The organism is Marinobacter daepoensis DSM 16072 (genome assembly GCF_000421165.1).
Taxonomy (GTDB): Bacteria; Pseudomonadota; Gammaproteobacteria; order Pseudomonadales; family Oleiphilaceae; genus Marinobacter; species Marinobacter daepoensis.
Genome location: NZ_ATWI01000009.1, coordinates 767,743 through 794,612, shown reverse-complemented (window position 1 = coordinate 794,612; position 26,870 = coordinate 767,743). Strand labels below are relative to the sequence as shown.

At 56.7% G+C, this 26,870-nt stretch carries 24 protein-coding genes; 15 read left to right on the top strand and 9 right to left on the bottom strand.

Annotated elements, in window-relative coordinates; translation table 11 throughout:
* Positions 1–35: 35 nt before the first annotated feature.
* From nqrF to sthA, 4 genes are all read left to right on the top strand, one after another.
* The gene (nqrF, locus tag K325_RS0109200) at positions 36–1,262 is read left to right on the top strand and encodes an NADH:ubiquinone reductase (Na(+)-transporting) subunit F (RefSeq protein ID WP_029653974.1); all 1,227 of its coding nucleotides are present in this window, start codon (positions 36–38) and stop codon (positions 1,260–1,262) included.
* A 9-nt stretch (positions 1,263–1,271) separates the two neighbouring features.
* On the top strand, positions 1,272–2,321 hold the full coding sequence (locus K325_RS0109195) for an FAD:protein FMN transferase (protein WP_029653973.1): 1,050 nt from the start codon (positions 1,272–1,274) through the stop codon (positions 2,319–2,321).
* Between the two features lie 12 nt (positions 2,322–2,333).
* Positions 2,334–2,576 carry a (Na+)-NQR maturation NqrM gene (gene nqrM, locus K325_RS0109190; protein WP_029653972.1) on the top strand — a complete coding sequence of 81 codons (243 nt, stop codon included), beginning with the start codon at positions 2,334–2,336 and terminating at the stop codon, positions 2,574–2,576.
* Between the two features lie 72 nt (positions 2,577–2,648).
* Entirely contained in the window at positions 2,649–4,040 is a 1,392-nt protein-coding gene (gene sthA, locus K325_RS0109185) for a Si-specific NAD(P)(+) transhydrogenase (RefSeq protein ID WP_029653971.1), read from the top strand.
* Between the two features lie 28 nt (positions 4,041–4,068).
* On the opposite strand, the gene K325_RS0109180 is transcribed toward sthA, so the two are convergent.
* From K325_RS0109180 to dusA, 5 genes are all read right to left on the bottom strand, one after another.
* On the bottom strand, positions 4,069–4,842 hold the full coding sequence (locus tag K325_RS0109180; protein ID WP_029653970.1) for a glycerophosphodiester phosphodiesterase: 774 nt from the start codon (positions 4,840–4,842) through the stop codon (positions 4,069–4,071).
* On the bottom strand, positions 4,839–5,966 hold the full coding sequence (locus K325_RS0109175; RefSeq protein ID WP_029653969.1) for a 3-deoxy-7-phosphoheptulonate synthase: 1,128 nt from the start codon (positions 5,964–5,966) through the stop codon (positions 4,839–4,841). Before K325_RS0109175 ends, K325_RS0109180 begins: the two co-directional genes overlap by 4 nt.
* Before the next feature lie 14 nt (positions 5,967–5,980).
* On the bottom strand, positions 5,981–6,430 hold the full coding sequence (locus tag K325_RS0109170) for a TerB family tellurite resistance protein (RefSeq protein ID WP_029653968.1): 450 nt from the start codon (positions 6,428–6,430) through the stop codon (positions 5,981–5,983).
* Positions 6,431–6,456: 26 nt separating this feature from the next.
* A complete protein-coding gene (gene tal / locus K325_RS0109165) occupies positions 6,457–7,422 on the bottom strand; it encodes a transaldolase (RefSeq protein WP_029653967.1) in 966 nt (321 codons plus the stop codon).
* Positions 7,423–7,539: 117 nt separating this feature from the next.
* Entirely contained in the window at positions 7,540–8,553 is a 1,014-nt protein-coding gene (gene dusA / locus K325_RS0109160; protein WP_029653966.1) for a tRNA dihydrouridine(20/20a) synthase DusA, read from the bottom strand.
* A 131-nt stretch (positions 8,554–8,684) separates the two neighbouring features.
* Here dusA and K325_RS0109155 point away from each other — a divergent pair, with 131 nt between their 5' ends.
* The 3 genes from K325_RS0109155 to K325_RS0109145 are packed head-to-tail and all read left to right on the top strand — an operon-like array spanning position 8,685 to position 10,803.
* Positions 8,685–10,205: an intermembrane phospholipid transport YdbH family protein gene (locus tag K325_RS0109155; RefSeq protein ID WP_051146605.1), complete on the top strand. Its 1,521-nt coding sequence runs from the start codon at positions 8,685–8,687 to the stop codon at positions 10,203–10,205.
* Entirely contained in the window at positions 10,202–10,417 is a 216-nt protein-coding gene (locus K325_RS0109150; RefSeq protein WP_206557021.1) for a YnbE family lipoprotein, read from the top strand. Before K325_RS0109155 ends, K325_RS0109150 begins: the two co-directional genes overlap by 4 nt.
* A gap of 41 nt (positions 10,418–10,458) precedes the next feature.
* Positions 10,459–10,803 carry a YdbL family probable chaperone protein gene (locus K325_RS0109145; protein WP_029653963.1) on the top strand — a complete coding sequence of 115 codons (345 nt, stop codon included), beginning with the start codon at positions 10,459–10,461 and terminating at the stop codon, positions 10,801–10,803.
* A gap of 8 nt (positions 10,804–10,811) precedes the next feature.
* Here K325_RS0109145 and K325_RS0109140 read toward each other — a convergent pair whose 3' ends face one another.
* On the bottom strand, positions 10,812–11,444 hold the full coding sequence (locus K325_RS0109140; RefSeq protein WP_036193228.1) for an HPP family protein: 633 nt from the start codon (positions 11,442–11,444) through the stop codon (positions 10,812–10,814).
* Positions 11,445–11,596: 152 nt separating this feature from the next.
* On the opposite strand from K325_RS0109140, the gene K325_RS0109135 reads away from it, so the two are divergent.
* Positions 11,597–12,535 carry an ROK family protein gene (locus K325_RS0109135; RefSeq protein WP_051146617.1) on the top strand — a complete coding sequence of 313 codons (939 nt, stop codon included), beginning with the start codon at positions 11,597–11,599 and terminating at the stop codon, positions 12,533–12,535.
* Here the strand turns inward: K325_RS0109135 and K325_RS0109130 are convergent.
* From K325_RS0109130 to K325_RS0109120, 3 genes are all read right to left on the bottom strand, one after another.
* Entirely contained in the window at positions 12,516–13,568 is a 1,053-nt protein-coding gene (locus K325_RS0109130) for an NAD(P)H-dependent flavin oxidoreductase (RefSeq protein WP_211218144.1), read from the bottom strand. The genes K325_RS0109135 and K325_RS0109130 overlap by 20 nt on opposite strands.
* 48 nt (positions 13,569–13,616) lie before the next feature.
* Entirely contained in the window at positions 13,617–14,342 is a 726-nt protein-coding gene (locus K325_RS0109125) for a hypothetical protein (RefSeq protein WP_029653959.1), read from the bottom strand.
* 75 nt (positions 14,343–14,417) lie between these two features.
* Positions 14,418–14,858 (bottom strand): methylglyoxal synthase, encoded by a 441-nt coding sequence (locus K325_RS0109120; RefSeq protein WP_029653958.1) that lies wholly within the window; start codon positions 14,856–14,858, stop codon positions 14,418–14,420.
* A gap of 345 nt (positions 14,859–15,203) precedes the next feature.
* Here K325_RS0109120 and K325_RS0109115 point away from each other — a divergent pair, with 345 nt between their 5' ends.
* From K325_RS0109115 to pelG, 7 genes are read left to right on the top strand one after another with little or no spacing between them, the layout of a single operon-like run.
* Positions 15,204–17,906 (top strand): bifunctional glycoside hydrolase/polysaccharide deacetylase family protein, encoded by a 2,703-nt coding sequence (locus tag K325_RS0109115; protein ID WP_228128422.1) that lies wholly within the window; start codon positions 15,204–15,206, stop codon positions 17,904–17,906.
* A gap of 12 nt (positions 17,907–17,918) precedes the next feature.
* Positions 17,919–21,092, top strand: a complete 3,174-nt coding sequence (locus K325_RS0109110) for a tetratricopeptide repeat protein (RefSeq protein WP_228128421.1) — start codon at positions 17,919–17,921, stop codon at positions 21,090–21,092.
* The gene (locus tag K325_RS0109105; protein ID WP_029653955.1) at positions 21,089–21,625 is read left to right on the top strand and encodes a hypothetical protein; all 537 of its coding nucleotides are present in this window, start codon (positions 21,089–21,091) and stop codon (positions 21,623–21,625) included. Before K325_RS0109110 ends, K325_RS0109105 begins: the two co-directional genes overlap by 4 nt.
* On the top strand, positions 21,625–22,959 hold the full coding sequence (locus K325_RS0109100; protein ID WP_228128420.1) for a PelD GGDEF domain-containing protein: 1,335 nt from the start codon (positions 21,625–21,627) through the stop codon (positions 22,957–22,959). Before K325_RS0109105 ends, K325_RS0109100 begins: the two co-directional genes overlap by 1 nt.
* Positions 22,943–23,941: a tetratricopeptide repeat protein gene (locus K325_RS0109095; RefSeq protein ID WP_029653953.1), complete on the top strand. Its 999-nt coding sequence runs from the start codon at positions 22,943–22,945 to the stop codon at positions 23,939–23,941. Before K325_RS0109100 ends, K325_RS0109095 begins: the two co-directional genes overlap by 17 nt.
* On the top strand, positions 23,938–25,476 hold the full coding sequence (gene pelF / locus K325_RS0109090) for a GT4 family glycosyltransferase PelF (protein WP_029653952.1): 1,539 nt from the start codon (positions 23,938–23,940) through the stop codon (positions 25,474–25,476). The genes K325_RS0109095 and pelF overlap by 4 nt, the downstream gene beginning before the upstream one ends.
* Positions 25,476–26,852, top strand: a complete 1,377-nt coding sequence (pelG, locus tag K325_RS0109085; protein ID WP_029653951.1) for an exopolysaccharide Pel transporter PelG — start codon at positions 25,476–25,478, stop codon at positions 26,850–26,852. The genes pelF and pelG overlap by 1 nt, the downstream gene beginning before the upstream one ends.
* The last annotated feature ends 18 nt before the right edge of the window (positions 26,853–26,870 follow it).

The window sequence follows — 26,870 nt, the reverse complement described above, 5'->3', positions numbered from 1 at the left end:
CACCCGGTGATTCGGTTTAACGAAAAGGCGAGACCATGAATACAGAAATTATTCTCGGCGTGGTCATGTTCACCGTTATCGTTCTGGCGCTGGTGGCAATCATTCTTGCCGCCCGCTCCAAGCTGGTAAGCACCGGTGACGTGACCATTGAGATCAACGACGACCCTGAGCACACGCTCCAGACGGCCGCGGGCGGCAAACTGCTGGGCACCCTGGCCAACAGCGGCATTTACCTGTCTTCTGCCTGTGGCGGCGGCGGTACCTGTGCACAATGTAAATGTAAGGTTCTTGACGGTGGTGGTGCCATGCTGCCTACCGAAAAGACCCACTTCACCAACCGTGAAGAAAAAGAAGGCTGGCGCTTGTCCTGCCAGGTTCCTGTTAAACAGGATATGAAGATCGAAGTTCCGGAAGAGTTCTTCGGCGTCAAGAAGTGGGAGTGTGAGGTTATCTCCAACCACAACGTGGCGACCTTCATCAAGGAGTTGGTGCTCAAACTGCCCGAAGGCGAAGAGGTTGCTTTCCGTGCCGGTGGTTATGTCCAGCTGGAGTGTCCTCCATATGAAATTCCGTTCAAGGGTTTCGATATTGAGGAAGAGTTCCACGAAGACTGGGACAAGCACGATATCTGGCGCTACAAGGGTGTGAACAAGGAAGAGACCATTCGTGCCTATTCCATGGCGAACTACCCGGAAGAGAAAGGTCTTCTGAAGTTCAACATCCGTATTGCGACGCCGCCTCCGGGTACTGATCACCCGCCAGGAATCATGTCTACCTTCGTCTTCAACCTGAAGCCGGGTGACAAGGTGACGGTTATGGGGCCGTTTGGTGAGTTCTTCGCCAAGGATACCGATGCGGAGATGGTGTTCATTGGTGGTGGTGCGGGTATGGCACCCATGCGTTCCCACATCTTTGACCAGCTCAAGCGCCTGAATTCGAACCGGAAGATCAGCTTCTGGTACGGTGCCCGGAGCGTCCGCGAGATGTTCTATGTCGAAGATTTTGACGGCCTGGCGGCTGAGAACGACAACTTCGAGTGGCACGTTGCACTCTCCGACCCACTGCCGACCGACGACTGGGATGGCCCGACGGGCTTTATCCATAACGTGTTGTACGAGAACTATCTGAAGGACCATCCGGCTCCGGAAGATTGTGAGTTCTACATGTGTGGGCCCCCAATCATGAACGCGTCCGTGATCAAGATGCTGAAAGATCTTGGTGTTGAGGACGAAAACATCATGCTGGATGATTTCGGAGGTTAATTAAACCGCATGACATCCCGCATGTTTCGACCCGTCAGGGTAGCCTTGGTCAGCGTCGTTATGACGCTGACTCTGGCCACCCTGGCGGGTTGTTCGTTTCAGGAAGAAGAAAATATCTGGGAAATCTCGGGTGGGATTTTCGGGACGACCTACCACATTAATGTTGTATTGCCAGAGGATGAGCAGCGGCTTCAGACTCTTGCCCATGGTATTGAGCAGGAGCTCAATAAAGTGGATGCGGCCATGTCGACCTGGAAGTCTGACTCTGAGCTATCCCGCTGGAATGCGCTGGCGGATCAGTCAGGCTGGCATGGGCTTTCCCCCGAGCTTTTTGAGGTGATCCATCGAGCCGTCGAAATTGCGGAACTCACCGGCGGTGCCTTTGATGTTACGGTGGGGCCAGTGGTCAATCTCTGGGGGTTTGGGCCCCAGGCGCAGCCGGAGCAGATTCCTGATGAAGCGGAATTGGCGATGGTTCTGGGCGGCACCGGTTGGGAATATCTAGACTTTAACCCGGCGGATACCTCGATACGCAGCGAAAAACCTCAGTACGTGGATTTGTCCGGCATAGCCAAAGGTTATGGCGTTGATGCGGTGGCCCGCTACCTCGATGCGCAGGGCATCGGGGCCTACCTCGTTGAGGTTGGTGGTGAGGTTCGGACTCAGGGGCGGAAGCCGGACGGGACAGCGTGGCGCCTGGCGATTGAGCAGCCGGTAACGAACGGCCGTGAGGTCAGTAGTGTGGTTGCCCTGGACCGCCAGGCTATGGCGACGTCGGGTGACTATCGTAACTATTACGAATCGGACGGGGTTCGATACTCCCATACAATAGACCCTGAAACGGGAAAACCAATTGCACACCGGCTGGCTTCTGTGACGGTGATTGCCGAGGACTGTATGACGGCTGATGCGCTGGCCACCGGGTTTAATGTGATGGGGTTCCAGAAAGCCATGAGCCTGGCAACCCGGAAGAATATTCCCGCGTTTTTTATTGTGAGGGGAGAGGGTGGTTTTGAAACCCATCACACACCTGCATTCTCGTCTTACCTTGTCCAGTGAAGGAGGGCAGTAATGGGTACCTTTCTGTTGGTGTTGTTTATTGTGGTTCTGTTGATCGCCGGTATGTCGATCGGTGTGATCTTTGGCCGTAAGCCGATCAGTGGAACCTGCGGTGGTATTGGCGCTTTGGGTATCAGCACGTCTTGTGAAATCTGTGGCGGCAATACCCAGAAGTGTGAAGAAAGCCGGACAGGCTCAGATGAGGCGGTGAACCCGGAATACCTGGCATACGATGCCACCAAATCCGAGAAGTAACTGGTCCCGGCTATCCATACATCAATAACTATAGCTACGCTTTCAAGACGTAGATAAGGAGTCAGTGCGCGCATGGCAGAGCATCATTACGACGTGGTGGTTATTGGCGCCGGTCCTTCGGGAGAGGGGGCGGCAATGAACGCGGCAAAGCATAGCAAGCGGGTCGCGATCATTGAGGACAAACCCACCGTCGGAGGTAACTGTACCCACTGGGGGACCATTCCCTCCAAGGCGTTGCGTCATTCCGTCAAACAGATCATTACCTTTAACACGAATCAGATGTTCCGGGATATCGGAGAGCCCCGCTGGTTCTCATTCCCACGGGTCTTGCAGAATGCCCAGAAGGTCATTGGCAAACAGGTTAAACTCCGCACGCAATTCTATTCCAGAAACCGGGTAGATCTGATCAACGGTCGTGCCGTGTTTGTCGATAAACACCGGTTGGAAATTCGTGGCAACAAGTCGATAGAGACGATTCATTTTAAACAGGCAATCATCGCTACGGGGTCTCGTCCGTATCTGCCGCCCGACGTGGATTTCCGTCATCACCGGATCTACAACTCGGACTCTATCCTGAATCTGTCTCACACGCCCCGTACACTGATTATTTACGGGGCGGGCGTGATCGGGTCGGAGTATGCCTCGATCTTTGCTGGCCTGGGTGTCAAAGTGGATCTGATCAACCCGGGTAGCCGTTTGCTGTCATTTCTGGACGATGAAATTTCCGATGCGCTGAGTTACCACTTGCGGAATAACGGCGTTCTGGTGCGTCATAACGAGCAGTACGAATCGGTGAAAGGCGATGACCACGGGGTGGTGTTGTCTCTGCAATCCGGTAAGAAGATTCGTGGCGATGCTTTCTTGTGGTGTAACGGTCGCAGCGGCAATACCGAAAACCTGGGGCTTGAAAGCATTGGTCTGACACCGAACAGCCGGGGCCAACTGGCGGTGGATGAGCACTACCGTACAGAGGTTGAGCATATCTACGCCGCAGGGGATGTCATTGGCTGGCCAAGTCTTGCCAGTGCTGCCTATGATCAGGGCCGCGCAGCCTCTTCAGACATTACCCAGGACGAATACTTCCGGTTTGTTGATGATGTGCCGACAGGGATCTACACCATTCCGGAAATCAGCTCCGTTGGCAAAACCGAGCGGGAACTGACCGAAGCCAAGGTGCCTTACGATGTTGGGCAGGCATTCTTCAAGGATCTGGCGAGAGCTCAGATCACCGGTGAGGCGGTCGGCATGCTGAAGATCCTGTTCCATCGTGAAACCCGGGAAATTCTGGGTATTCACTGTTTTGGTGACCAGGCCGCTGAGATCGTACATATCGGGCAGGCCATCATGAACCAGGAAGGTGAGGCGAACTCCCTTAACTACTTTATCAACACAACCTTTAACTACCCGACTATGGCTGAAGCCTATCGGGTAGCCGCACTGAATGGCCTGAATCGGATTTTCTGATGGGGCAGTAACGGTGTCAGGGCTGGCCTCAGGCTGGCTCTGACACGGTTTCCCTCAACGGTAAATTCAACATGGCCTTGGCCCGGTTGTCGAAAAATATCCGGGTGCTCGTTGGGTAGTCAGTGATGATGCTGTCGACCCCCATCTCTTCCAGAAGCAACATGTCGTGAATGCGGTTTACTGTCCACGTGGAGACGTGCATGTTCCGTCGATGGGCGGTGTCCACCATACCCTTCGTCAGAATTTTCCAATTCACGCAGAAATACTCGCAACCCAGGCGAGTGGCCAGGTTGAGTGGCTTCGGGAACTTTCGCTCCGCGACCAGGCCGATGCGGATGTTTTTGTCGCGCCGCCGGATTTCCCTCAGAAACCAGGGATCGGTGGAGGTAATGGCAGCGGTCTGGTAAAGATCCCGGCGTTGAATCACCTCGGTCAGACGGTTACACAGAATGTTCAGGCGTGGCCGGGCGTCTTTTTTGACCTCAAGCTGCAAATGCTCAATGTCATCAAACTGATCAAGAAGGGTCTCCAGTGAGGGGATTCCGGTTTTCCGGGCCCAGGAGCTGGTATTTCGGCGCGCGTCCATGTCGGCCAGCTCTGCGGCTGTATACCGCCCCACGTTTCCTTTCTGGCCGGTTGTTCGGTCTACGGTCAGGTCATGCACCAGAACGGGGATACCGTCTTTAGACAGGACGAGGTCAAGTTCAAAGTGCCGGATGCCGTGCCGGTGGGCATGGATGAAGCCTGGCATCGTATTTTCGGGAGCTTCCCCTTTGGCTCCCCGGTGACCATAGATGATCATTCTGCGGTGGTTTCCCTGAGACGTTGGTAAATGGCCTGGCGCTTTTTCCAGATGTCGTGACACAGACGGATGTCTTCGAGATAGGCCGGGAGCTCGTTCATGAGAAGCGCCTGCGGGCCATCAACCAGAGCTTTTTCCGGTTTGGGGTGGAAGTCGACCAAAACCATGTTCGCGCCTGCAATCACACCCTGTGCCGTGGCGTGCATGACATCAAGGATACCATCCGGAGCCTGTTCCCGGCTGCCCACGGAGTGAGAGGGGTCGACACACACGGGCATGCGGGTAAGGCGTTTGACGGCTGGGACATGTGCGAAGTCCACCATGTTCCGGTGTGGAAGTCCCGCTTCGGTTTTCATACCGCGCAGACAGAAAATGACGTTGGCATTGCCTTCGCTGGCGAGATACTCGGCGGCGTTCAGGGACTCATTCAGCGTTATGCCAAACCCGCGCTTGAGCAAGACCGGGTAGGTGCGCTGCCGACCGATGGCCTTGAGCAGCTCGAAATTCTGAGTGTTTCGGGTGCCGACCTGCAACATGACACCGGTTGGCCTGCCTAGTTTCTCAAGGCAGGTGTCAATTTCCTCGATGTGGCTTTCGTGGGTGATTTCCATGGCGATGACCTTAATGCCATGCTTTCCCGCCTTCTCGAATACCCAGGGCAGGCACCCCTTGCCATGACCCTGAAAAGAGTAGGGGTTGGTGCGCGGTTTGTAGGCCCCCATGCGGGTGCACACTTCGCCATGCTCCTCCAGGGCCTGTAGCATCATTTCGACGTGTTCGGGCACGTCAACCGCGCACAGGCCGGCAAAGATGTTCAGGTTGTTCTGGCTGAATTCCACACCATTGTAGTGAAATCCACTCTGCCGTTTGTCATCTTTGTGGCGGCCAAGGACACGGTAATCGTCGGAAATCCGGATGGCCCTTTCCACGGCAGGCAAGGCTTCGATGTCGTCCTTATCCAGAGATTTGGTGTCACCCAGCAAATAGATTTCTGTCAGGCGCTGGCTGGCGCCCTGTATTTCATGGACCTTGACGCTAACCCCTGGAAGATGCTCGAGGTAATCCATAGTCTGGCGGTAAGCGTCGCTATCAAGAGCGGTATTTGGGTGAAGAATGGCTAGCATGGAACCTCCTTGAGTCAGGGCGCGGCGTCTTCCGCTCGGTGTCGGGCCTGCATAAACTCCCGATGGTTAAGATGCAGCAGGTCGGCCATGCGACGAATAAGATGTTCCTCGTATTTGTCGATGCGGCCGTCAGCAAAGGCAACCCGCCAGATGCTTTCCAGCAGAGACTGCTTTTGTTGCTGATCCAGATGGTCGTTGATCTGCCCGGTAAACTGATACAGCGATGTGGCATCGTCTGCGTGGGCCAGAGCGTCGTTCAGGATCTCCTCTGCTTCTTCCCGGGTAATCTGATGTGCCTTGACGGCACAATCCACAATGGTTTTCAGCTCCCGCTCGTCTTCCTGATTATCCACCCGCGAAAGCTGCACCATCAGGGCCGTGGCTGCCACGGCCAGCTGATGAGCATCGGGCCTGACAGGCTCGGAATCGGAAGTAGTAAACAGTTTTTTAAGGCGTTCGATCATCATGAACCACTTTTCTGCAACGAATGTCAGGCGGCCTGCGCGAGCTGGCGCACCCGTTGTTCCAGCGCGACCTGATCGGCGGCAAAACGGCGAATGCCGTCAGCCAGCTTCTCCGTAGCCATGGCATCTTCATTGGATTCCCACCGGAACTGTCTCTCGTGAACCTGTCCCGGGTTGTCTGCTGAAGATGCCGTATCCAGACTGAGCCTGCGGGTCAGTCTGCCCTGATCTTCCTGCAGCTCGTGCAGCAGAGCAGGGCTGATGGTCAGCCGATCACAACCGGCCAGCCTTTCAATTTCGCCGGTATTACGGAAGCTGGCCCCCATAACCACGGTGTTAAAGCCGTTGGTCTTGTAGTAATTATAGATGCGCGTTACCGAAAGTACGCCAGGATCGTCTTCCGCGGGGTAACTTTCCCGACCAGTGCTGGCAAGGTGCCAGTCCAGAATGCGACCCACGAATGGTGATATCAGGTGGGCTCCTGCCTGGGCACAGGCAACGGCTTGTACGAACGAAAACAGCAGCGTGAGATTGCACCTGATGCCGTCCTTCTCAAGTTGTTCGGCGGCCCGAATGCCCTCCCAGGTGGAGGCAATCTTGATCAGGACACGGCTGGTGTCTACACCCTGACGATCATAAAAATCCACCAGCCTGTGGGCTCGTTCCAGGGTGGCCGAGGTGTCAAACGACAGTCGCGCATCAACTTCTGTGGAGACAACGCCGGGAATCAGCCCCAGGATTTCTTTGCCCGCCAGCACTGCCAGCATATCGGTCGCCACCATCAGCTGCTCTGCGTCGGAACTGGCGTGCCTGGCCGCATAATCTACCGCTTTTTCAAGCATTGGTCGGTAAGCCTCGGACGCTGCAGCTTTCAGTAGCAGGGAGGGGTTGGTGGTGGCGTCTTCCGGGCGCCACTGGCGGATAGCGTCGATGTCACCTGTATCTGCCACAACCGTCGTCATGGCTTTCAGTTGTTCCAGTTTGCTGTTCATTCGTCCCGTCATCCCGGTGGTTCGGTGTTATTGTGGCATTCGTCCGCAATGCCTGCATAACGCCTACAATAACGGCAGCTTACGACAGGAACAAGACAACAAAAGGTAAGGGGCTGGTCAGCTTGCCAGACTGGGTTCCGGTTCCCGGACTTTTGACAGGGCCTGTTCAATCACTTCCAGGCCGGAGCCCGGTTTGTTGGCATTTTCGCTCAGATGGCGCCTGAACTGCCTGCCCCCAGGCTGCCCGAGAAACAATCCCATAAGGTGGCGAGTGATGTGCGTGAGATAGACCCCCCTGTCCAGTTCCTGCTGGATGAAGGGAAACATGGCCTGTAAGGCCTCGTGTCGGTTGTTCACTGCTGGTTGCTCACCAAAGAACTCGGTATCCACATCGGCGAGCAGCCATGGGTTGTGGTAAGCCTCTCGGCCCAGCATCACCCCGTCGGTGTGCTCCAGATGCTGGTGGCACTCCTCAAAGGTTTTGATGCCGCCGTTGATGATGATCTCGAGGTGTGGGTAGGCTTGTTTCAGGCGGTAGACCCAATCGTACTTCAGTGGCGGGATGTCCCGGTTTTCTTTGGGGCTCAGCCCCTCCAGAATGGCGATCCGGGCGTGTACGATGAAGGTCTGGCAACCTGCTGCCGAAACGGTTTCGATGAACTCACACAGATGGTCCCACGATTCCCGACCGTTGATGCCGATGCGGTGCTTGACGGTAACGGGGATATCCGTGGCCTCTCTCATCGCAGCCACGCCCTCGGCGACTTTACCGGGGTGGCCCATCAGACAGGCGCCAATCATGTTATTTTGCACCCGGTCGCTCGGGCAGCCGACGTTCAGATTAACCTCGCTGAACCCGAACTGCTGCGCCAGTCGAGCGCAATGAGCCAGCTCATTGGCATTGCTGCCGCCGAGTTGCAGGGCCAGGGGGTACTCTGACGCGTCGTGGCGGAGAAACCGCTCGGTATCGCCATGGACCAGAGCACCGGTAGTCACCATTTCCGTATACAGCAGTGCACGCTTGCTGAGTATTCGGGCAAGGTAACGAAAATGTGGCGTTGTCCAGTCCATCATGGGGGCAACGGAAAAGCGGCGGGACAGAGCTGAAACAGAGGGCTGGTGAAAAGTCATGGCGATCAGGAACACAGGAGTATTTAGGGGATGGAGTTTACCATGAAATGTCACAGACTCAGCCTCCGTAGTATCCTCAGCCGGTTTGTATTCTGTCCGCATGGCGCAACCAGACGAAACGGAAACGCTTGATGACCCTGTGCAGACCGCCACCCATGATATTCGTGACAAAGGTTCTTCGCTCTTGCCTCTGGGCCATTCTTCTCTGTGTCATGCTTGCACAGCCGGTTTATGGGGGGGGCTGGTCGTTTGCGCTCCAGCAGGGGCGAATGGATATTGATTTGCCGGATTACGAAAACGATGCCTGGAAGGCCGTGGGGATACGGGCAAAGGTTGTCAATTCCATACAAGCGAGTTCTGAGCAGCTACGGGTAACCTTCAAGCCGGGCTCCCATCTGGCGATAGGGCGGGTCGATGGCCCCGGCGTTGAATTACATAACGTCCGGGTTAACCTGGATGGGGTCGGCCTGACCGTGGAGCTGGGTGGTTCCGATCCATTGCCGGAGCGCACCAGGATCGACGGGCAGCTGAGCTTCGACATAGGCGAATTGACTCACCCGAGACTGATCCCGCAGCGGTGGAGGTTTGAGGGAATGGTGCACGGAGCGCTGGCCGGGCTGGAGTTAAATGGCCGGCTGGAGTCCGGGGCGGGGCTGGCGCTGGACCTTTCTCTGCGCAATCAGTTTGACGACGAAGTGATAGCCAATCTTCGTCTGTCCGGGGCTGCTCAAGCGGCTGGTAACGTGTTGTCGGCCACACTCAACGACTGGCCAGAGTTGCTGTCGCTGGACTCTGGTGAGCTGGTGCTGGAAACGAGCCTGCGTATTCAGCCCGGAGCACCGTTGACACTTGATGCCCGTCTTGAGTTCACCGAAGTTTCCGGGATTGTTGATCGTACCGCCGTTACGGGGCTGAGCGGGCGCCTTCTGTTGGGCCTGGAAGACGGAGAAGTATCCGCTGGTTTGCGTGATTTTTGGGTGAAAGAGGTGGACTCTGGCATTGGTGTCGGGCCGATTCGCCTGTTGGCCGATTATCAAGCGGAAGTTGCTTCGCCGCTGGCCGGAAAGCTTGCTCTTCATCAGGCGACCGCCGATTTTCTTGGCGGGCGGCTTCGAATTGCTCCTCGTACCGTCGATTTCTCGGCACAACCCTGGCACTTGCCTCTCGAAGTGTACGACCTGTCCCTTGAACGAGTGCTCCAGCTTTATCCAACGGAAGGGCTGTCGGGAACCGGCAGACTTACGGGACGGCTTCCGATACGGGTAACGCAAAGCGGGGTGGAGGTTGAACGGGGCACGTTGTTCGCAGAGGCTCCCGGTGGCGTTCTGACTATGCCCGCCGATCGCTTGCGAGCCCTGTTGGGTGGCAGTGATGCGATGGCGTTGGTTGTGCAAGCTTTGCAAAACTTTCACTATTCGGTATTGAGCAGCACGATACACTACGATGAGAAAGGCAAACTGAGCCTCGGTGTAAAACTGGAAGGTGAAAACCCGGATTACCGGGGTGGGCAACCCGTTGTGTTGAACATTAATCTTGAAGAAGATATTCCCGCCTTGTTAACCAGTCTGCAGCTGAGTGGTCGAGTCAACGAGGCCGTTACGGAGAGGGTCCGGGAACGGCTGAAACAATCCGGGCAGGAGGCAGTGCCATGATTAACCTGGGGTATTGGAGCCGGTCGCAGCTGGCCAGGGCATGGGTGCTTTTGATGCTGCCGCTGGCGTTATTCGCCTGTACGCCAACCGTGCAGATGGCGGCACCGAAAGAGCCTATTACCGTCAACCTGAACGTAAAAATCCAGCATGAGATCTACGTGAAGGTTGATAAAGAAGTGGATGAACTGTTCAGCGAGCAAGGGCTGTTCTGAGCAAACCGAATCGGGTAGACGGCGTGATCAAGGGGGAGATGATGAGACGACTTATACAACTGAGTGCCTTTATTATGGCGTTGGCCATTACGCTGCCAGCGCTGGCGATAGGACTCGACGAAGCCAAGCAGAAACTGGATGGCTTTAAACAGCAAGGCCTGATTGGTGAAACCCCAACGGGGTATCTCGACGTGGTCAAGGCGGGAGGGGACGCATCAGCCGTTGTTCAGGCCATCAACAATGCGCGCCGGGCTGAATACACTCGTATTGCGGAGAAACACAGCATTTCGGTTACGCAGGTTGAAACCGTTGCTGGCCAGAAAGCGATTGAAAAAACCCCCTCTGGCCAGTTTGTGTTGATGAACGGGAAGTGGGTCAGGAAATAACCGGGCGGTTAGTCGGCCCTGGATGCCTGGTGCTGTGGCAATACGGGTTCTGGGGCTGCGGACCAGAGAGGATAGGGGATTCCGGCCAGCCGGTTCATCAAGAAAGCATGCGCGAGCAACAGCGCGACCCCCGCCATCAGGATGGGCAGTTGCGCCGGGTCGGGCATGAGGCCCAGAGAGACAATCAAGGCGGTAGCGCCCGCTGGAGGGTGAGCCACCCGAAACACCACCATCAGGCAACTGGTTAGCCCCAGGGACAGGGCCGCGGCGCCGACTCGCGGCAAATCAACCCCGGTTGTGAAAGCGGAGGGTTGCCCTTGCAGCCCGAAAATGTACAGGGCCAGCAACCCCATCAAAGCGCCGGTCAGGTGCCCGCAGAGTGTATTTCTTGGGGAAGCAGGTTGGGCCAGGGGGACATAAAAAAGAATAAAGGCTGTCGCCCCAAGAGATGGGAAAATGAACGCCTCTTGTGTGATCAGTGCAACAAAGGCTACCAACGCGATACTGAAACCGCCATTGATCAGGTTAAACACCGCCATCACCGTGGTTCGACTGTATTTGCTTGCCAGTCGCTCCAGATGCAGCGCCTGAACCAGACCTTTGGCCAGCTGCCAGCGAAGCTGTTCGTTTTTACGTCCCATGCTGCCTGTGAATGCCCTGAATTGGTGCGTTATGAGGGGGCCGGATAATAGGGGTTGACGAAAATCAAGGCAAACAGGGATTTCCGATAAAGCTTAAGCGCCTTATGGATAACCCGGTAGTTTTCACGAACCCGTTAGACGGTGAGAGCGACATGAGAAGCGGCTGGCTGATCGGCATTGACTTGGGGGGCACCAAAACCGAAGTGGTTTTGATGGACCGGCAAAGCCAGGAACATTTTCGCAAGCGCGTAGCCATCAGAAGTGGTGACTATGAAGAGACTCTGAACACAATTTGTGCCCTGGTAAGAGAAGCAGAGAGCTTTGCGGGTGTGGATGGGATTCCCGTGGGCGTTGGTATTCCCGGAAGCGTATCCCGAGTGACTGGTTGCGTAAAAAACGGTAATTCCACATGGATAAACGGTCAGCCGATGCAGGACCATTTGCGGCAGAGACTGCAAAGGCCGCTGACGTTGACTAACGACGCAAACTGCCTGGCGCTGTCTGAGGCAACCGATGGTGCGGGCCAGGGTTATCAGACGGTTTTTGCGGCCATTCTGGGCACCGGTTGTGGTGCCGGCCTCAGCGTAAATGGAACCCTATTAACGGGGCCTAACGGTGTCGCCGGAGAGTGGGGGCACAACCCGCTGGCCTGGACCGCAGAAGCCGAGCTTCTGCAGCGTCCCTGTTTCTGTGGCCGATACGGTTGCAACGAAACCTTCCTGTCTGGAACAGGCCTTTCTCTTACCCACCAGCTGCGCACCGGCCGGCAAGTCCCTGCTCACATTCTGGTCGAGGAGGCACGACAGGGCGGCCGGGGCGCTCGTGAAACCTTTGATCAATATCTGGTGCACCTTGCCCGAGGTCTCGCGGCTGTCATCAACGTAGTTGACCCGGATATCATTGTCTTGGGCGGAGGCATGAGCAATGTCGGGGAAATATACCGGGAATTGCCAGCCCTGCTGCCTAAGTACGTGTTTGGCGCGGAGTGCCATACCCCCGTGGTTCGGGCGGATCACGGTGACTCCAGTGGAGTCCGTGGGGCTGCCTGGTTGGGGAGCGAGTGCCCCCCTCTTAGGGCGAAAGCACCTTGACCATGTCTCCGGCGCTGGTTTCCCGGCATCCCTGGGCGTTTTGTCCGGACCACAACGGCGAAAAGTCACCGGAGCCTCTTTCCTCAGCGGCGGTTCGGAGGGGGGTGATGGCGTTGGTTGCCAGTGGGAACGCTGGTGCTTGGGGGGCGATGGGGCCAAGATCCCGAATGACTTGGTTCACAATGCCTCGGGCGGGGCCTCCTGAAAACAGGTTGGTTATGGTGGTATGTCGGGCGGCGGAGCTTTTCAGCGCTTGGCGGTGCAGGGGGCGGGTCGTGGCTTCGTGACACAGCAAGAACGCGGTGCCAATCTGGGCCGCCGAGGCTCCCAGCGTCAAGGTTGCCTGAACACCTTGGGCATCTGCAATGCCGCCAGCGGCGATGACCGGAAGCTTCACTGCGTCAACAATTTGTGGCAGTAGAGCGAAAGTGCCCATTTGTGTCGTCAGGTCTCGGGTGAGGAAAATACCTCGGTGTCCACCAGCTTCCAGGCCCTGCGCTATCACCGCATCGGCCCCGTGTTGTTCCAGCCATATGGCCTCTTCAACGGTGGTGGCGGTGGAGAAAACCTTGGCTCCGGCTTGCTTAACCCGCTCCAGCAACCTGGGTTCCGGTAGTCCGAAGTGAAAGCTGACGACGGCTGGACGAAAGGTTTCGACGATGGTGGCCGATTCCTCATTGAATGGTAAACGTCCCGGACCACTGCTGATACTTGCAGGGTCTATCCCGAACTTAGCGTAATAGGGCGCCAGTGCCTGGCGCCAGAGGGCTTCCTGTTCAGGGTCCGGCTCCGGTGGTGTATGCGCGAAGAAATTGAGGTTGTATGGGCGGCTGGTGGCTGCGTTCAGCGCTTCGAGTTCACGGCTCAGAGCGTCTGGCGTCAGCATGGCGCAGGGGAGAGAGCCCAGGCCTCCTGCGTTAGAAACGGCTGCGGCCAAGTGGTGGTCCTGCACCCCCGCCATAGGAGCCTGAATGATGGGCTTTTCGATGCCCAGCATGTCGATGATCCGAAACTCGTTTGATGGTCTCACCATACACCCCCTATAAAATACGGTGCCCTGCGGACCGCTATGGATTGGGCCTCACTCTCCCCGAACTGACTTGAGAATGCCGGATTTTACACCTTCTCGTTCGAGCTGGGCCAGAACGTCGGCTAGCGCACCGGCCAGCCGAACATGCCTTTGATTGAGGTAATGATGAAGGGTAAAAGTTACGATTGGGTTTGGCAATGCATGGAGCCCGGCCCATGCGTCATTCGCCAGCGGAGTAATGCCTTCGATATCAGCGACGAATGCGAGGTCTACCCGATTCAGTTCCAGCAGCGTGCGAATCTGATCGTAGTTTTCTGCATGGACTGGCTCCATCCCGAGGGCGTCCGCGGTTTTCTCTGCAATGATGACGCCCCTGAGAATAGCTACTTTCAACGGGCTTTCAGCCGAGGACGCTGGCAGTTGACTTATTCCCGGGTCACGAACTACGGCATGGAGCTTGCCATTGAGCAGCGGGAAAGGAACCCGGAGCAGGTTGGGGTAGGCCTCCGCCACAGAATCAATGCGAAACAGATCGCCATCAAGGTCTCCGTTATCTGCCATTAACAAGGCGCGGCGGGACGGCACGTGCAGTGTCGTCATGTGGATGTTCAGTCGCTGGTATGCGGCCTCAAGCAGTTGCTGTGCCGCATTGGCGCTGGGAATGTTGTCAATAACTGCGATTTGCACCTTCGTCGGCAATTCGTTTGCTGACGAAGGTGTTGGTTGCAGGGTCAGTGCCATCAACGCTGACACTGCGAACCGGATGGTGGTGTGCATGAATTTCCCCTCTGATCCCTTGAAGGGTTTATAAACAGACTAGCGCTGTTTTGATTCTGCGCTCGTGTCTTTCCGTTACGGAACGTTGCGGCCTGTGTAAGAGGAAAAGTCCGGTTTCCTCGGGTGGTGCTGATCATCGGTCATGTAAGCGGACGTCAGAATGAACTCTGCCGTGGCCCGGTTGCAGGCCACCGGGATGTTCCAGAGCGCGGCGATACGGAGCAGGGCCTTGATATCCGGGTCGTGGGGCTGTGGCTCCAGAGGGTCCCAGAAAAACACCAGCAGATCGATCTCGCCCTCTGCGATCTTTGCGCCAATCTGCTGGTCACCCCCTAAAGGTCCGCTCAACAGGGAGTGCAGATCTTCGCGGCCCAGGTTTTCTCGCAATAACCGGCCGGTGGTGCCGGTGGCATAAAGCCTGAGTGGCGCCAGGCGAGTACGGTTCTCTTTTGCCCAATCGATCAGTTCCTGTTTCTTGTTGTCATGCGCCACCAGTGCGACGGATTTAACGGCCATTCTGAATCCTTTGTCTGTAAACATCTCTCTATGCCGCCGAGTGTTTCATAAACCTGCGGTTCAGGAAATAGGACTAAGGCTTGAACATGAAGGTCGAGAGCTCGGCTCAGTCGCTCAGCTGGCTCTTGGCGCTCGTGCTTAATAATCCATGTCCGGTATCGGACTCTCCGGTGTCACGATAGTGGTGCTGATTCAATAGTTTTCTGACCTGAAACAGTATGATGGAGATGTGACGCATGCTACTCTAGTGAGACACGGTTCACATCTTTTGGGTTAGACGGCCATTCCGCTTCCATGACCTTTTATCGATTTCTTGCTGTCCTTGCATTGTTAACGACTCTTCCCGTGGCATTGGCCGCAACACCCCAAAATATCGGGTTTTATTATGGTGATGAGTCACCGATAGGGCCGCTGTTTGCCTACGATTGGCTGGTGCTTCAGCCGGACCAGGCAACCGACAGCCGGTTGACGTTGTTGTCGAAAGGCGGAACCCGATCCCTTGCGTATGTGGCTGTTGACGAGGTCGCCAAATCGCACGCGCTGTTCCCTGATGTTGATCCTGCTTGGGTTATTGGCCGGAATAATGCGTGGAACAGCGTGATTCTGGATGTCCGCATGCCCGCCGTCAGGCAGTTTCTGCTGGAAGAACGCATCAACCCTTCGCTGGCCAGAGGCTTTGGTGGAGTCTTTCTTGATACGCTTGACAGCCACCAGATGACCGAGGCTGGCCGTGCTGACTCATCAGGGTTTGCGGAAGCTCAGGCTGAGCTGATTGAGGCGATTAAGGCAGAACACCCGGCGGCTGTCGTTGTTATCAACCGTGGGTTCCATTTACCAGAACGTGCCCGCAACCAGGTTGACGCCCTTGCGTTTGAATCCTACCTCGCAGGTTACGACCCTGGCACAGGCAAGTACCGACCGGTACCCGGCGAACATAGGAAGTGGCTGGACTTCCAGTTTGAGGACTGGAAGAAACAGCACCCGGACAAACCGTTGATTGCGATTGACTACACTGAAAAGCCGGAAGACGCGTCGGATGTTGCAGAGCAACTGCGGGAGCGCGGATTTTTGCCGGTGGTCAGCAATCATGCACTGGACCGACTCAGTCCAACGTTTCCGGAAACGGTCAAAAGACAGGTTCTGGTAATACACGACTTGCCGGAGCCTGGAGCCGATCAAAGTCAGGCCCACAGTCGACTGGGGGTGATCCTGGAGTACCTTGGTTTTGCTCCGGTTTTTCGGTCTGCTCTTGATGTACCGCTTTCTGAACCAGTCCTGGACCGGTACCACGGCGTTGTCGTCTGGTGGGAGGCTGGTGAGTCTCATAACCGGTTTTGCCAGTGGCTGGGGCGCAATGTTCAGAGTCAGGTACCCCTGGTGCTGATGGGGTTGCCTCCGTCTGCTCCAGCTTGCCAGCGGTTAGTCTCATCCCAGCGGATGAAGGTTCCCGCAGCGCCACTTGAACTGACCGCTCAGCACGACAGTGTGGGGGAATTTGAAGGTCGCCGTTTGCCCGCACGGGTGCCACTGGTCATGGCTCCTGTAACGGAAAAGCTGACGCCCTGGGTTACGATCCGGGATCAGGAAGATCGTGTTTATTCTCCAGTCTTTATCCATCCTGACGGCGGGGTAGCCCTCAGCCCGTTTCTGTTCGAGCCCGGCCCGGACGCCGCCGCCTACTGGCTGTTCGATCCGGTTCAGTTTCTGGCTGACTCGCTGAATCCCGGGAACCATCCGGGGGTGGACACAACAACCGAGAGCGGTCGACGTATTATTACCGCCCACATTGATGGTGATGGAGCGGTGTCGAGAGCAAAAATGCCGGGGACGGCACAAGCGATCGAGGTGATTCTCGATGAGATTATCAAGGCCTATCCAATCCCTCACACGGTTTCGGTGATTGAAGCCGAAGTATCTCCGGAAGGGCTGTATCCGGCTGAAAGTGAAGAAGCGCTGAACACCGCTCGCCGCATTTTTCAGGAGCCGAACGTTGAGGTTGCCTCTCATACCTACAGCCATCCCTTTTTCTGGCGCATGATGGAAGGGGAGGCGGCGCCATCTAAAGAAGACACAGACTACGGATACTCTCTGGAAATCCCGGGATACGAGCCTGATCTGGCCAGGGAGATCTCCGGTTCGGTGGCCTTCGTTGAGAAGCTCGCGCCAGAAGACAAGCCCTTGCGTGTGTTTCTGTGGAGTGGTGATGCCCGCCCGGGGAAAGAGGCGCTTCGCCGAGTGCGGGAGTTAGGGCTGATTAATGTCAATGGCGGGAACACCCGGCCGTTGAAATACGACTCCGCGCTGGCGGCGGTCTGGCCCGATGGGCGTCTTGTCGGGGATGAGCTGCAGGTGCATGCACCTGTGCTTAACGAAAACGTGTACACAAATTTGTGGACCGGACCTTTCTATGGCTATCGCAATGCCAGAGAGAGTTTTGATCTGCTTAATACACCGTATCGTCTGAAGCCCAGTGGAATCTACTACCACTTTTATTCGGGCACCTATCCTGAATCCCTCAAGGCCTTGAATGAGGTTTATCAACACGCTTTGGCGGAACCGAATACTCCGCTTTACCTCAGTGAGTACGCCTCTCGTGTGAAGGCTCGTTATTACGGTGCCTTGATGTTGAGTGAAAGCGGACATTACCAGTGGCGAGGGCTTGAGCGACCAACAACGGTAACCTTGCCCTCCGGAACGTATCCGGATCTCCAGAAGAGCGAGGGAGTGGCGGGCTTCAATCGTCATGGCGGGAAACATTATGTGCATCTGGTTGGCGGGGCCCCGGAGTTAGTGTTAACCGGGCAGGCACCGGACGGCGCGTATCTGGAATCGGCTAATGCTCCGCTCATGGACTGGCGCCGGGAGCAGAGTTCGCAAGAGCGGTGGCGTTTGACGTTGTCTGCGAAAGGGCATGTGCCAGTGGAACTGCGGTTCAGCACCAAAGGCGCTTGCCAGGTGCGCAGCACACACCAGGTAACAAGGCTCGGCCCCGGGGGGTTCCGGTTGTCCGGGAACAGCGTTTCTGACTTTGTCGTGGAGTGCGACTGAGTGCGGAGGAGCTTGAAGCGTCCAAGTCTGTTCGGAATGCCTGCTCTGGTGGTGATGGGCACCCTGGCCATTGTGTTGCTCTATGTTTTGCATCCCCGGGAGGCGTTTTTCGATCAGATAGGGCGCCTCAAGGAGCCGGATGCGTTATCCCTGGCTTATCTGTCGGTGTTGCTGGATGCTGACTCGGACAACGAGGAGCTACGTGTCCGCCTGGCTCAGATGCAATCTGACGTGGGGCATTCCCGAGAGGCGCTGGAAACATTGCAGCCTTTGCTCAGGAGCCCCTCAGTGCCGCCGGAGGCCGCGAGGCTTGCGCTTTCTCTTGCCACGGCAGACCTGGCAGCGGCTCCGGATACTGCCATACGTCAGCAGCGCAAGGCTGCTTTGCTGGCTATGGTTAAACACCTTGTGACCGTGCCTGGTGCAGATGGAGAGATTCACCGTATGGTGGAGCCGCTGCTGAATTGGCTGACGCCTGAAGAACAGCTTCAGTTGCTGCCCTCGCTGCTGGGGTCTGCGAATGAAGAAGATCGGCTGTGGTTGATGCTTTCTCTGGGCAACGCCCAGGTGGCTTCCGGAGACCCGGCCGTCGCCGCAGAGACGTTGGAGCAGATTATCGATGACCTTCCGGAACCCGAGCAGCCCCGGGCGGGGCAGGAGCTGGTCCGCCTATACCTCGCGTCTGGTCAGCCCCTCGAAGCCCTGGCCACCTTTCAGGCCAGAGGCCTGATGACACCGGGCTCTGACGGCCTCCAGAACGCAGTTCGACTGGCACGGTTGGCGGGGAATGATGCTTTGGAGAGGCAGTGGCTGTTGGCCCTGACAGCCGTTCGTTCCGGCGATGTTGAGGCGCTCAGACGTTTGCGGGGATTGCAGTTGGCCAATGGCGATTTGTCATCTGCGGCCAAAACTGCCGTGCGCATCATTCAATTGGACGATGCCTCGATAGAAGACAGAGTCTGGGCCGCCCGGGTACTAGAATGGGAGGGGCAGCCGGAAGTGTCCCTGGCTCAATGGCGCTCGCTTTACCGTGAGCATGGACACCTTGAAGCGCTGCAACGCTCAACGGCCTTATCCCGGGATCTGTATTTGTGGGACGACCTGCTCCGGGTACTCGAGTTGGCTAGAAACCGGGGGGATCTTGATGCTGATGGCTACCTCCTTCTCGGGGATGGCTACACCCGTGCGGTTGAGCTTGAACAGGCGATGGAAATACTGGAAGAGGGGGAACGGCGATACCCTGGCCAGCAGGGCTTTGTTGATCGACTCTACCAGCTATACGTAAACAATAACCGGTATCTGGATGCCATACGGCTGTTCGAAAGGAAGCAAACACTGAAAGAACCTGAGCGGCTGATCCTGGCGAATTTGTATTGGCGAACGCGCCAGGTGGAGCGCGCCATTGCCACGTTGGAGGCCACTTTTACGACCCCAGAGCACTTTACGGAAGCTGAGCTGATGAGGCTTGATCTGCTGACTTTGCTTGGTGATCCCGAAAAACTCCGTGAAGAGTACCAGACACTCATGGCCGGGAACTGGCAGCAGCACGACGAGGGAGTGGCTGACCGGCTGATTGGGCTGGCGGCGCAGTTCGGCGACTACAAACGGGTGGCTGGCCTCGCCGAGGCGCAATTCGAGCAGACTGGAGATCCCGGTTACCTTTCCATACTGGCGGATGCCCAGGCCAATACCAGCCAATGGCCGGCACTGGAAGAAACCTTGCAGAATTGGGAGCAGTATTCTTCCCATGAGCAAGATGATCGCTACTGGGCGTTTCGTGGTCGTTTGTATGAACATGCGGGTCAGCGGGACAGGGCAGAGCAGGCGTACCGCCGGGCCCTGGTTCTGAGCCCGGAAAACGAGGATATTCTGGGTGCCTGGGGCTGGTTGCTGGTTGCGGATGCCGGTGGGCATGAAGACCGATTGCGTGCTGTTCTGACAGAACTGTCTTTGTTGCCGGGGCAGCGGCAGCATGCACTACTGGCCTACGGTTACGCCGAACTCGGTGAGGATCAGCGGGCCCGATACTGGCTTCAGAAGTTGCGCCAGGGTGGCGACGCAGGCTGGCTCCCACTGGCTGAGCAGGCCAGTCTTGCGGAACGCTTGGGAGATCCGGTGCTTGCCTTCCACCTGAGGCGTTTTGCGGCCAGGCAGGAGCCTGTCAGCGTGCAGCCGCGAACGCCCTCGTTAGCTCGCAGGCCTGACGCTGTGCCTGAAGCGAGGTCCGCTCCGCTGTATCTCTCTGACAACCGCGCCGTGCAACTTGGCTGGCAGCGGGAGCGGATAAGCAGCATGGCGGTTGATCACTATTACGGTGCCTGGGATTACAGTACCGAGGCATATCGCGTTACGGGGCGGGTCGCCAGCCTGGACACCAACAACGACACCCGGTTTACGGGGCCCGTTCGGCCGTCTTCTGAGGGGCAGGTGATGTTTCAGAACAACGCGACGGATTGGTTGCTGACAGCCGGCATCGGGCATCTGGACCGGTTAGAAGGGAGTGGTTTGTGGTCTGCATTGGAACTTCGCTTCCAGCCTGGGCGTCGATGGCAAGTTACCCTGGGCCAGTATCTGGGAGAGCGCGCTACCGATTCTGCCGAGGCATGGTGGTTGATCGATAAGAATCGCACTTCACTGGAAGGCACTTATCAGGCCGATAGCCGAGCGGTGGTGGGCGCCCGCGTGGAGGCCCTGTCATTTGATGCTGCCGGGCAGAGTGAGATTGCGGAAGGGCAGCGCTATGAGCTGTTCGGCAGCTACCAGCTATCCAGGGGCCACCCCGATTGGGTGGTGCGCGGTGAATACGTTTTACAGGATCTGGGCCAGATGACTCCTCTGAAGTCTGAGACCCAGTCGTTGTTCACCCGGCCACTTGGGACGGACGAATTACTGACCAGAGACTACGAACGCCTGTCTGTAGGTGTGCGCTGGCAGGAACAGGCTCCGCATTCGCTGCTTGAACAGCGGGCACAGCCAGGCTGGTATTTTGATATGACGACCGGTTACGTGCTGTCTTCCGAGACCGTTGAGTATGGCATCAGCGGGGGGGTGAGCTGGTCGGTTGGGGGCAATGACGAGATAGCTCTTTCCGCGGGTTACTCCTCGGATAGTTTGAGTGGCGACAGCACCGTGGATGCGCGCCTCACCTACACTTTGTTTTTCAATACGTCAGGAGACAATCGATGACTCTGCTACGACCCCTGCTTTTGGCCGGGCTGTTTTTAGCCACACTGACCGGGTGCTCGACCCTGATTTCGGAATCGGGTGAAACGCCTATAGAGCTGGGCGAGCGGTTTGCCGTAGTGCCTTTTGTAAACCTGTCTGAGACCCCGCAGGCCGGAGACCGGGCCGCCAGTATCGCCGTTGCGATTCTTCGGGCGAAAGGCGCTCCCCGAGTTGAGTTATACCTGCCGGAGGATGCTAATCCTTTGATGTATGAAAGCCAGGCACGGCAGGAAGAAGCCCTGATGATGGCTGAAGCCGAGGGCGCAGACCTGATTGTGACCGGAACGGTGGAAGAGTGGCGGTACAAAGCCGGGTTTGATAGCGAGCCGGCCGTTGGTGTGACGTTGATAGTCCGGCGGGCTGGCAGTAATGACATCGTATGGTCCGGCACGGCTGCCAGCACTGGCTGGGGTCGGGAGAGCCTGGGCACGGTTGGCCGCGATGTGCTTGAGGACCTCACCAATGCGATGCCTTTGATTCGCAGCTTAGACTGATGGCAATGCGGGAGTCCCGGGCTCATCCGTCTGTCCCCATGGCCGATACAGCGGTTGAAGCGCATGGCTGGCTGAAATGGCTGGAAGTGGTTGTGGTTACCGGCCTGTTCCTCGGTTCGGGCTTTTGGCTCCGGCCGCAGGACCCTTTGCATGTTGAGAATACGTTTGCCTGGCCGGTACTTGCGCCGTTACTGATCGGGCTGCGTTACGGGTTTTTTCCTGCGCTGATGTCCGGGCTTCTGGTTCTGCTGGTGGCTGGCTGGCAGTACGAAATCGCCATGGTGTCCACGTACCCCTGGGGGTGGGCCGCAGGCATTCTTGCGTGCAGTCTGCTGGCGGGTGAATTTCGCGACTATTGGGAGCGGCAACTGGAACGCTCCCGCGCGGTCAATGACTACAGTCTCCAGCGTCTTGAGGAATTTACCCGCAATTTTTACCTGATGAAAGTATCCCATGATCGCTTGGAACAGCAGCTTGCGGGGAGCTCAGGAAGTTTGCGCGAAGCCCTCAGGCGTCTTTATGGTGAGCTTTCCCAGACTCAGGCGGACGGTCTGAATGGCGAACGTGCCTCTTTAATGCTTCGGGTGCTCGCTCGTTACGGGCAACTTCAGACTGCCGCGCTGCTGCCCGTGTCCGGGCAGCAGGTTGGGCCGGAACCACTGGCGATCATCGGTGACTTCAGGGAGGTTCCAGCCTCCGACCCGCTTATTCACTACGCTCTGCAGGAACGGACCCTGGTCTCGGTGCAAACGGAATTTCGGAAACACCTGAAAAAACTCGATACTGAACTGCTTGTGGTTATACCACTGATCAGCTCTGGTGGTGAGTTGGTGGCTTTGTGTGCCGTTAAGTCACTGCCGTTTTTCAGTTTTCAGAACCGGACATTGAGATTGCTGGCCATTCTGTCTGGCCACCTGGCCGACATGCTCTGTCAGCGAGATGACACAGTTGACGGCTCTCATGAGTGGCAGAACCTGTGCTTCCAGGCCCGGCGCGCGGCACGAGATGCGGAGCAGTTTGACCTGCCTTCAGTCTTGCTGCGTCTGCAGGTCGAAGAACAGGACCTGGCGACACTGCAGGAAAGGATGACCGGGCTGCTGCGTGGCCTGGATGTCATCGCGGTGGATCGTCAGGCTGGCGCCCCCTGCGTGGTCCTGCTGATGCCGCTGACGGACGAACTCGGGCTGGCGGGGTACCTGCATCGGCTGGAGCTGGATATCCGGGAGAGCACCGGGCGTTCTCTGTGGGCGTTTGCTGTCAAGCAGACTCTGGTGCTTCGTCAGGAAGAACAGGTCAGCGGCTGGCTGTTGAGGGAGGATGGCGCGAGTGACTAGTTACTGGCTCCTGCCGTTTGGCCTGCTCTCTGAGGTAGGCGGGGCCGTTGCGCTTTTTACCGCAGGGGATGCTGCCCACGCCCTGGCAGGGTATCTGGTTGCGCACGCACTTGCTTGCCTTGTTTTTACGCTGGCGTTGCTTGTTTTTATGCCTGCCCGCTATCGGCAACAACGCTGGCTCCCGGCTATATTTTTGTTCTCACTGCAGTTTGCTATTCCTTTGGTTGGCAGCCTTGGCGTTTTTGCCGGTATTTTGCTGGCGCTTTACCTTCCCCGTTCAAGCCGGGAATTGCCCTGGCAACAAGTGCCCATCCCGGAGCTTCCTTACCGGCCAACCGACATGGACAATCAGGTGGTTTATACCGAGGGTGGTTTGAGGCAGGTGCTCCGTGAAGCCAATGACCCGGCAAAACGTCTGAAAGCGCTACTGGCGAGCCGACAGATGTCCGGGCGGGAAGGCGTGAACATTCTCCGGGAGGCCCTGAAGGATCCGGTTGATGACGTTCGGCTGTTGGCCTACTCCATGTTGGAGCAAAGGGAAAAGGCGCTGGTACAGGAGGCCGAACGGCTGCAGACGCAGCTGGCACAGACCACCGAGCCGAAGCCTGTTAAACAGATGAACCGACGGCTGGCCCAAACCTGGTGGGAAACCGCCTATCTGGGGCTTGCACAGGGCAGTTTGCGACAGTACTACCTTGAAAAGTCCCGGGAATTGCTTATAAAACTGGTGGCCACGTACGATGAGCCTGCAGACTGGCAGTTGCTGGGCCGGGTGGAGCTGGCACTGAGCAAGCCTGATCAGGCCCGTGATGCCTTTGAGGTAGCCATTGATAATGGGGCCCGTCAGGAGCATATCCTTCCGTACCTGGCGGAGATCGCCTTTCTGGACCAAGACTATCAGCGGGTCAGGTTTTATCTGGCCAGATGTGCCCACGGGCACAGTCACCCCGCAATCACCCCTCTTCTTGAAGCCTGGTTATGAGTCTGTTCAAGCGTAAGCAACCGTATGTCGCCGACATTGCTCTTCTGTTGGAAGGCACGTACCCCTATATTCGGGGGGGTGTTTCATCCTGGGTGCATCAGATGATCACCGGGCTCCCCGAGTATCAGTTCGCGCTGATTTTTCTGGGCGGAGATCCAGGCCACTATGGTGAGCAGCAGTATACGTTGCCGGAGAATGTGACCCATCTGGAGTGCCACTATCTGATGGAATCTGGTGCCAGAGAGCGTCCTCGTCCTCGGGATGGAAATGCCGAAGCGTTCCAGAATCAGCGTCGGCTTCATGACAGTTTTAAGGCCAATGAGTCCATTCCAGAGGAGGTTTTGACGCGGGTGTTCAGGGATCTGGGGAAGACCGGGGGTATTACCCGAAAGGACTTCCTGTACAGCCGCGAAAGCTGGAAGGTGATTGAGGAGAGCTTCCATACCTACTGCACCGAGCCCTCGTTCGTGGATTATTTCTGGACGATAAGAACCATGCACGCCCCTTTGTTCACTCTGGCGGAGATTGCTCAAAACATGCCCCGGGTTCGCATGGTGCACTCAATCTCAACCGGTTATGCGGGGCTTCTGGGGGCGATGGTCAGTGATCGGGAACGCTTGCCTTATCTGATCAGCGAACACGGGATCTACACCAAAGAGCGGAAGATTGATCTTTCTCAGGCTCAGTGGATTGACGATCCGGATGATCAGGTCAGTGAAACACTCAGTGACCAGTTGGGGTACATCCGCCGACTGTGGATCCGGTTTTTTGAGGTGATCGGCCGACTTGCGTACCAGAAAGCCAATACGATTGTGTCCTTATACTCCGGGAACCGTTTGCGACAGCATCAGGATGGCGCGGCTGAGGAAAAAACCTGCATTATTCCAAACGGTATTGACCCCGAACGTTTCCGGGTGCCAAGAGAAGCTCGCCAGGAGGCGATTCCAAAAGTTCTTGGGCTGGTTGGGCGGGTTGTCCCGATCAAGGATATCAAAACGTTTATCCGGGCCATGCGTTCCGTTAGTGAGCAGATTCCGGAGGCCGAAGGGTGGATTGTCGGGCCAGAAGATGAAGACCCGGCGTATGTGACCGAGTGCCGGAATCTGGTGGCCAGTCTGGGGCTGGAAGGCCGGGTAAAGTTTCTGGGATTCCAGAATGTCAGCGAGATATTGCCACAATTGGGGCTGATGGTGCTGACCTCCATTTCAGAAGCGTTACCGTTAGTCATTCTGGAGGCCAATGCCGCGGGTTTGCCTTGTCTGGCGACGGATGTTGGTGCTTGCCGGGAGTTGATTGAGGGCATGAGTGAGGAAGACCGGTCACTGGGGCCGTCGGGGGCGGTGGTTCCGATTGCCGATCCTGAAGCCACGGCCCGGGAGGCGGTACGCTTGCTCACCGATAGCCAGGCCTGGCGAATGGCCCAGACAGCTGGTTTGGAGCGCGTGTCCCGCTTTTACACGCTGGAGAGCATGTTTACCCGGTACAGAGCACTCTACCAGCAGGCGTTGAGCTCACAAGGAAACGAGGAAGACTAGTGGCAGGAATCGGATTTGAGCTTAGGCGGATACTGCGGCGCGAGAGTTTCGTAAACCTTCTTGGCGCATACGGGCTGGCCGGTATCATCAGTTCCGGCCCCTGGGTTTTGTCTGTGCTGGGCGTGATGATCATCGGGGTGTTCAGTTTCGCCCTGGAGGCCAACCAGGTATCCGTGGTCCAGTTTCTGGTATCTGTGACCTATCTGATGGCGTTTTCGCTGATTTTGTCGGGGCTTTTCCAGCATGTGTTTACGCGTTGGGTGGCGGACCGGCTGTACGAGTCCCGGCGTGACATCATTCTCCCGAACCTGATGGGGGTGATCTGGGTATCAACAGGGTTGTCGTTTGTGTTGGGTGTGATGGCTGCCATCTGGCTGATGCCGGGAACGAGCTATACCTATCGATTATTGATGCTGGCCAACTTTGTGGTGCTCTGCAATCTTTGGCCGGTTACGATCTTCCTGTCGAGCATGAAGTCTTACCGGCGGATTGTGGTGGTGTTTGCCCTCGGGTATATGGTTGCCATTGTAGGCTCCATCCAGCTGCGGGACTTTGGCATCGAAGGGTTCCTGATTGGGCTTCTGTTGGGACACAGTCTGCTGTTTTTCAGTTTTTTCTACACCATCATCCGGCAATACCCTGGTAGTGCCTTGATCCGCTTTGACTTCACAAAGCGGACCCAGATTTTCCCAACTCTGATTTTTACCGGCCTGTTGTTCAATGCTGCGGTATGGGCTGACAAGCTGATTTTCTGGTTTGTGCCGGAAACTTCTGAGCCGATCATCGGGCTTTTGCGGGCATCGGTTATCTACGATATCCCGATTTTTCTGGCATATCTGTCCATTATCCCGGGTATGGCGGTGTTCCTGGTCCGGATGGAAACCGACTTTTCAGAGGCGTACGACCGTTTTTACGATGCGGTCAGGGAAGGCGATACCCTCGAGCGCATTAACCGTTTCCGGGACGATATGGTGCTGGTCGCGAGAAACGGCATCTACGAGATCTTTAAAGTGCAGGGTATGACGGTGATTGTCCTGTTCCTCTGGGCAGAAGAGATTTTGTCAGCGCTTGGTATCTCGACGCTCTACCTGCCCCTGTTTCATATTTTTCTGGTGGCGGTGGCCATGCAGTTAATTTTGCTGGCTATCCAGAACGTGCTTTTCTATCTGGACTCCCGAGGTATCAACCTGATCCTTTGTGTGTTGTTTCTGGTGTCTAACATTGTCTTTACCCTGATTACCATCGAACTGGGTGCGGCGTTTTACGGGTATGGCTACGCCGCAGCCACGCTGGTGTCCGCTCTGGCTGGCCTGGCGTTGTTGTCGCGCAAATTCAATGAGCTTGAATATGAGACGTTCATGCTACAGGGGCGCTAGGAAGAGGGCGGGTTCTCT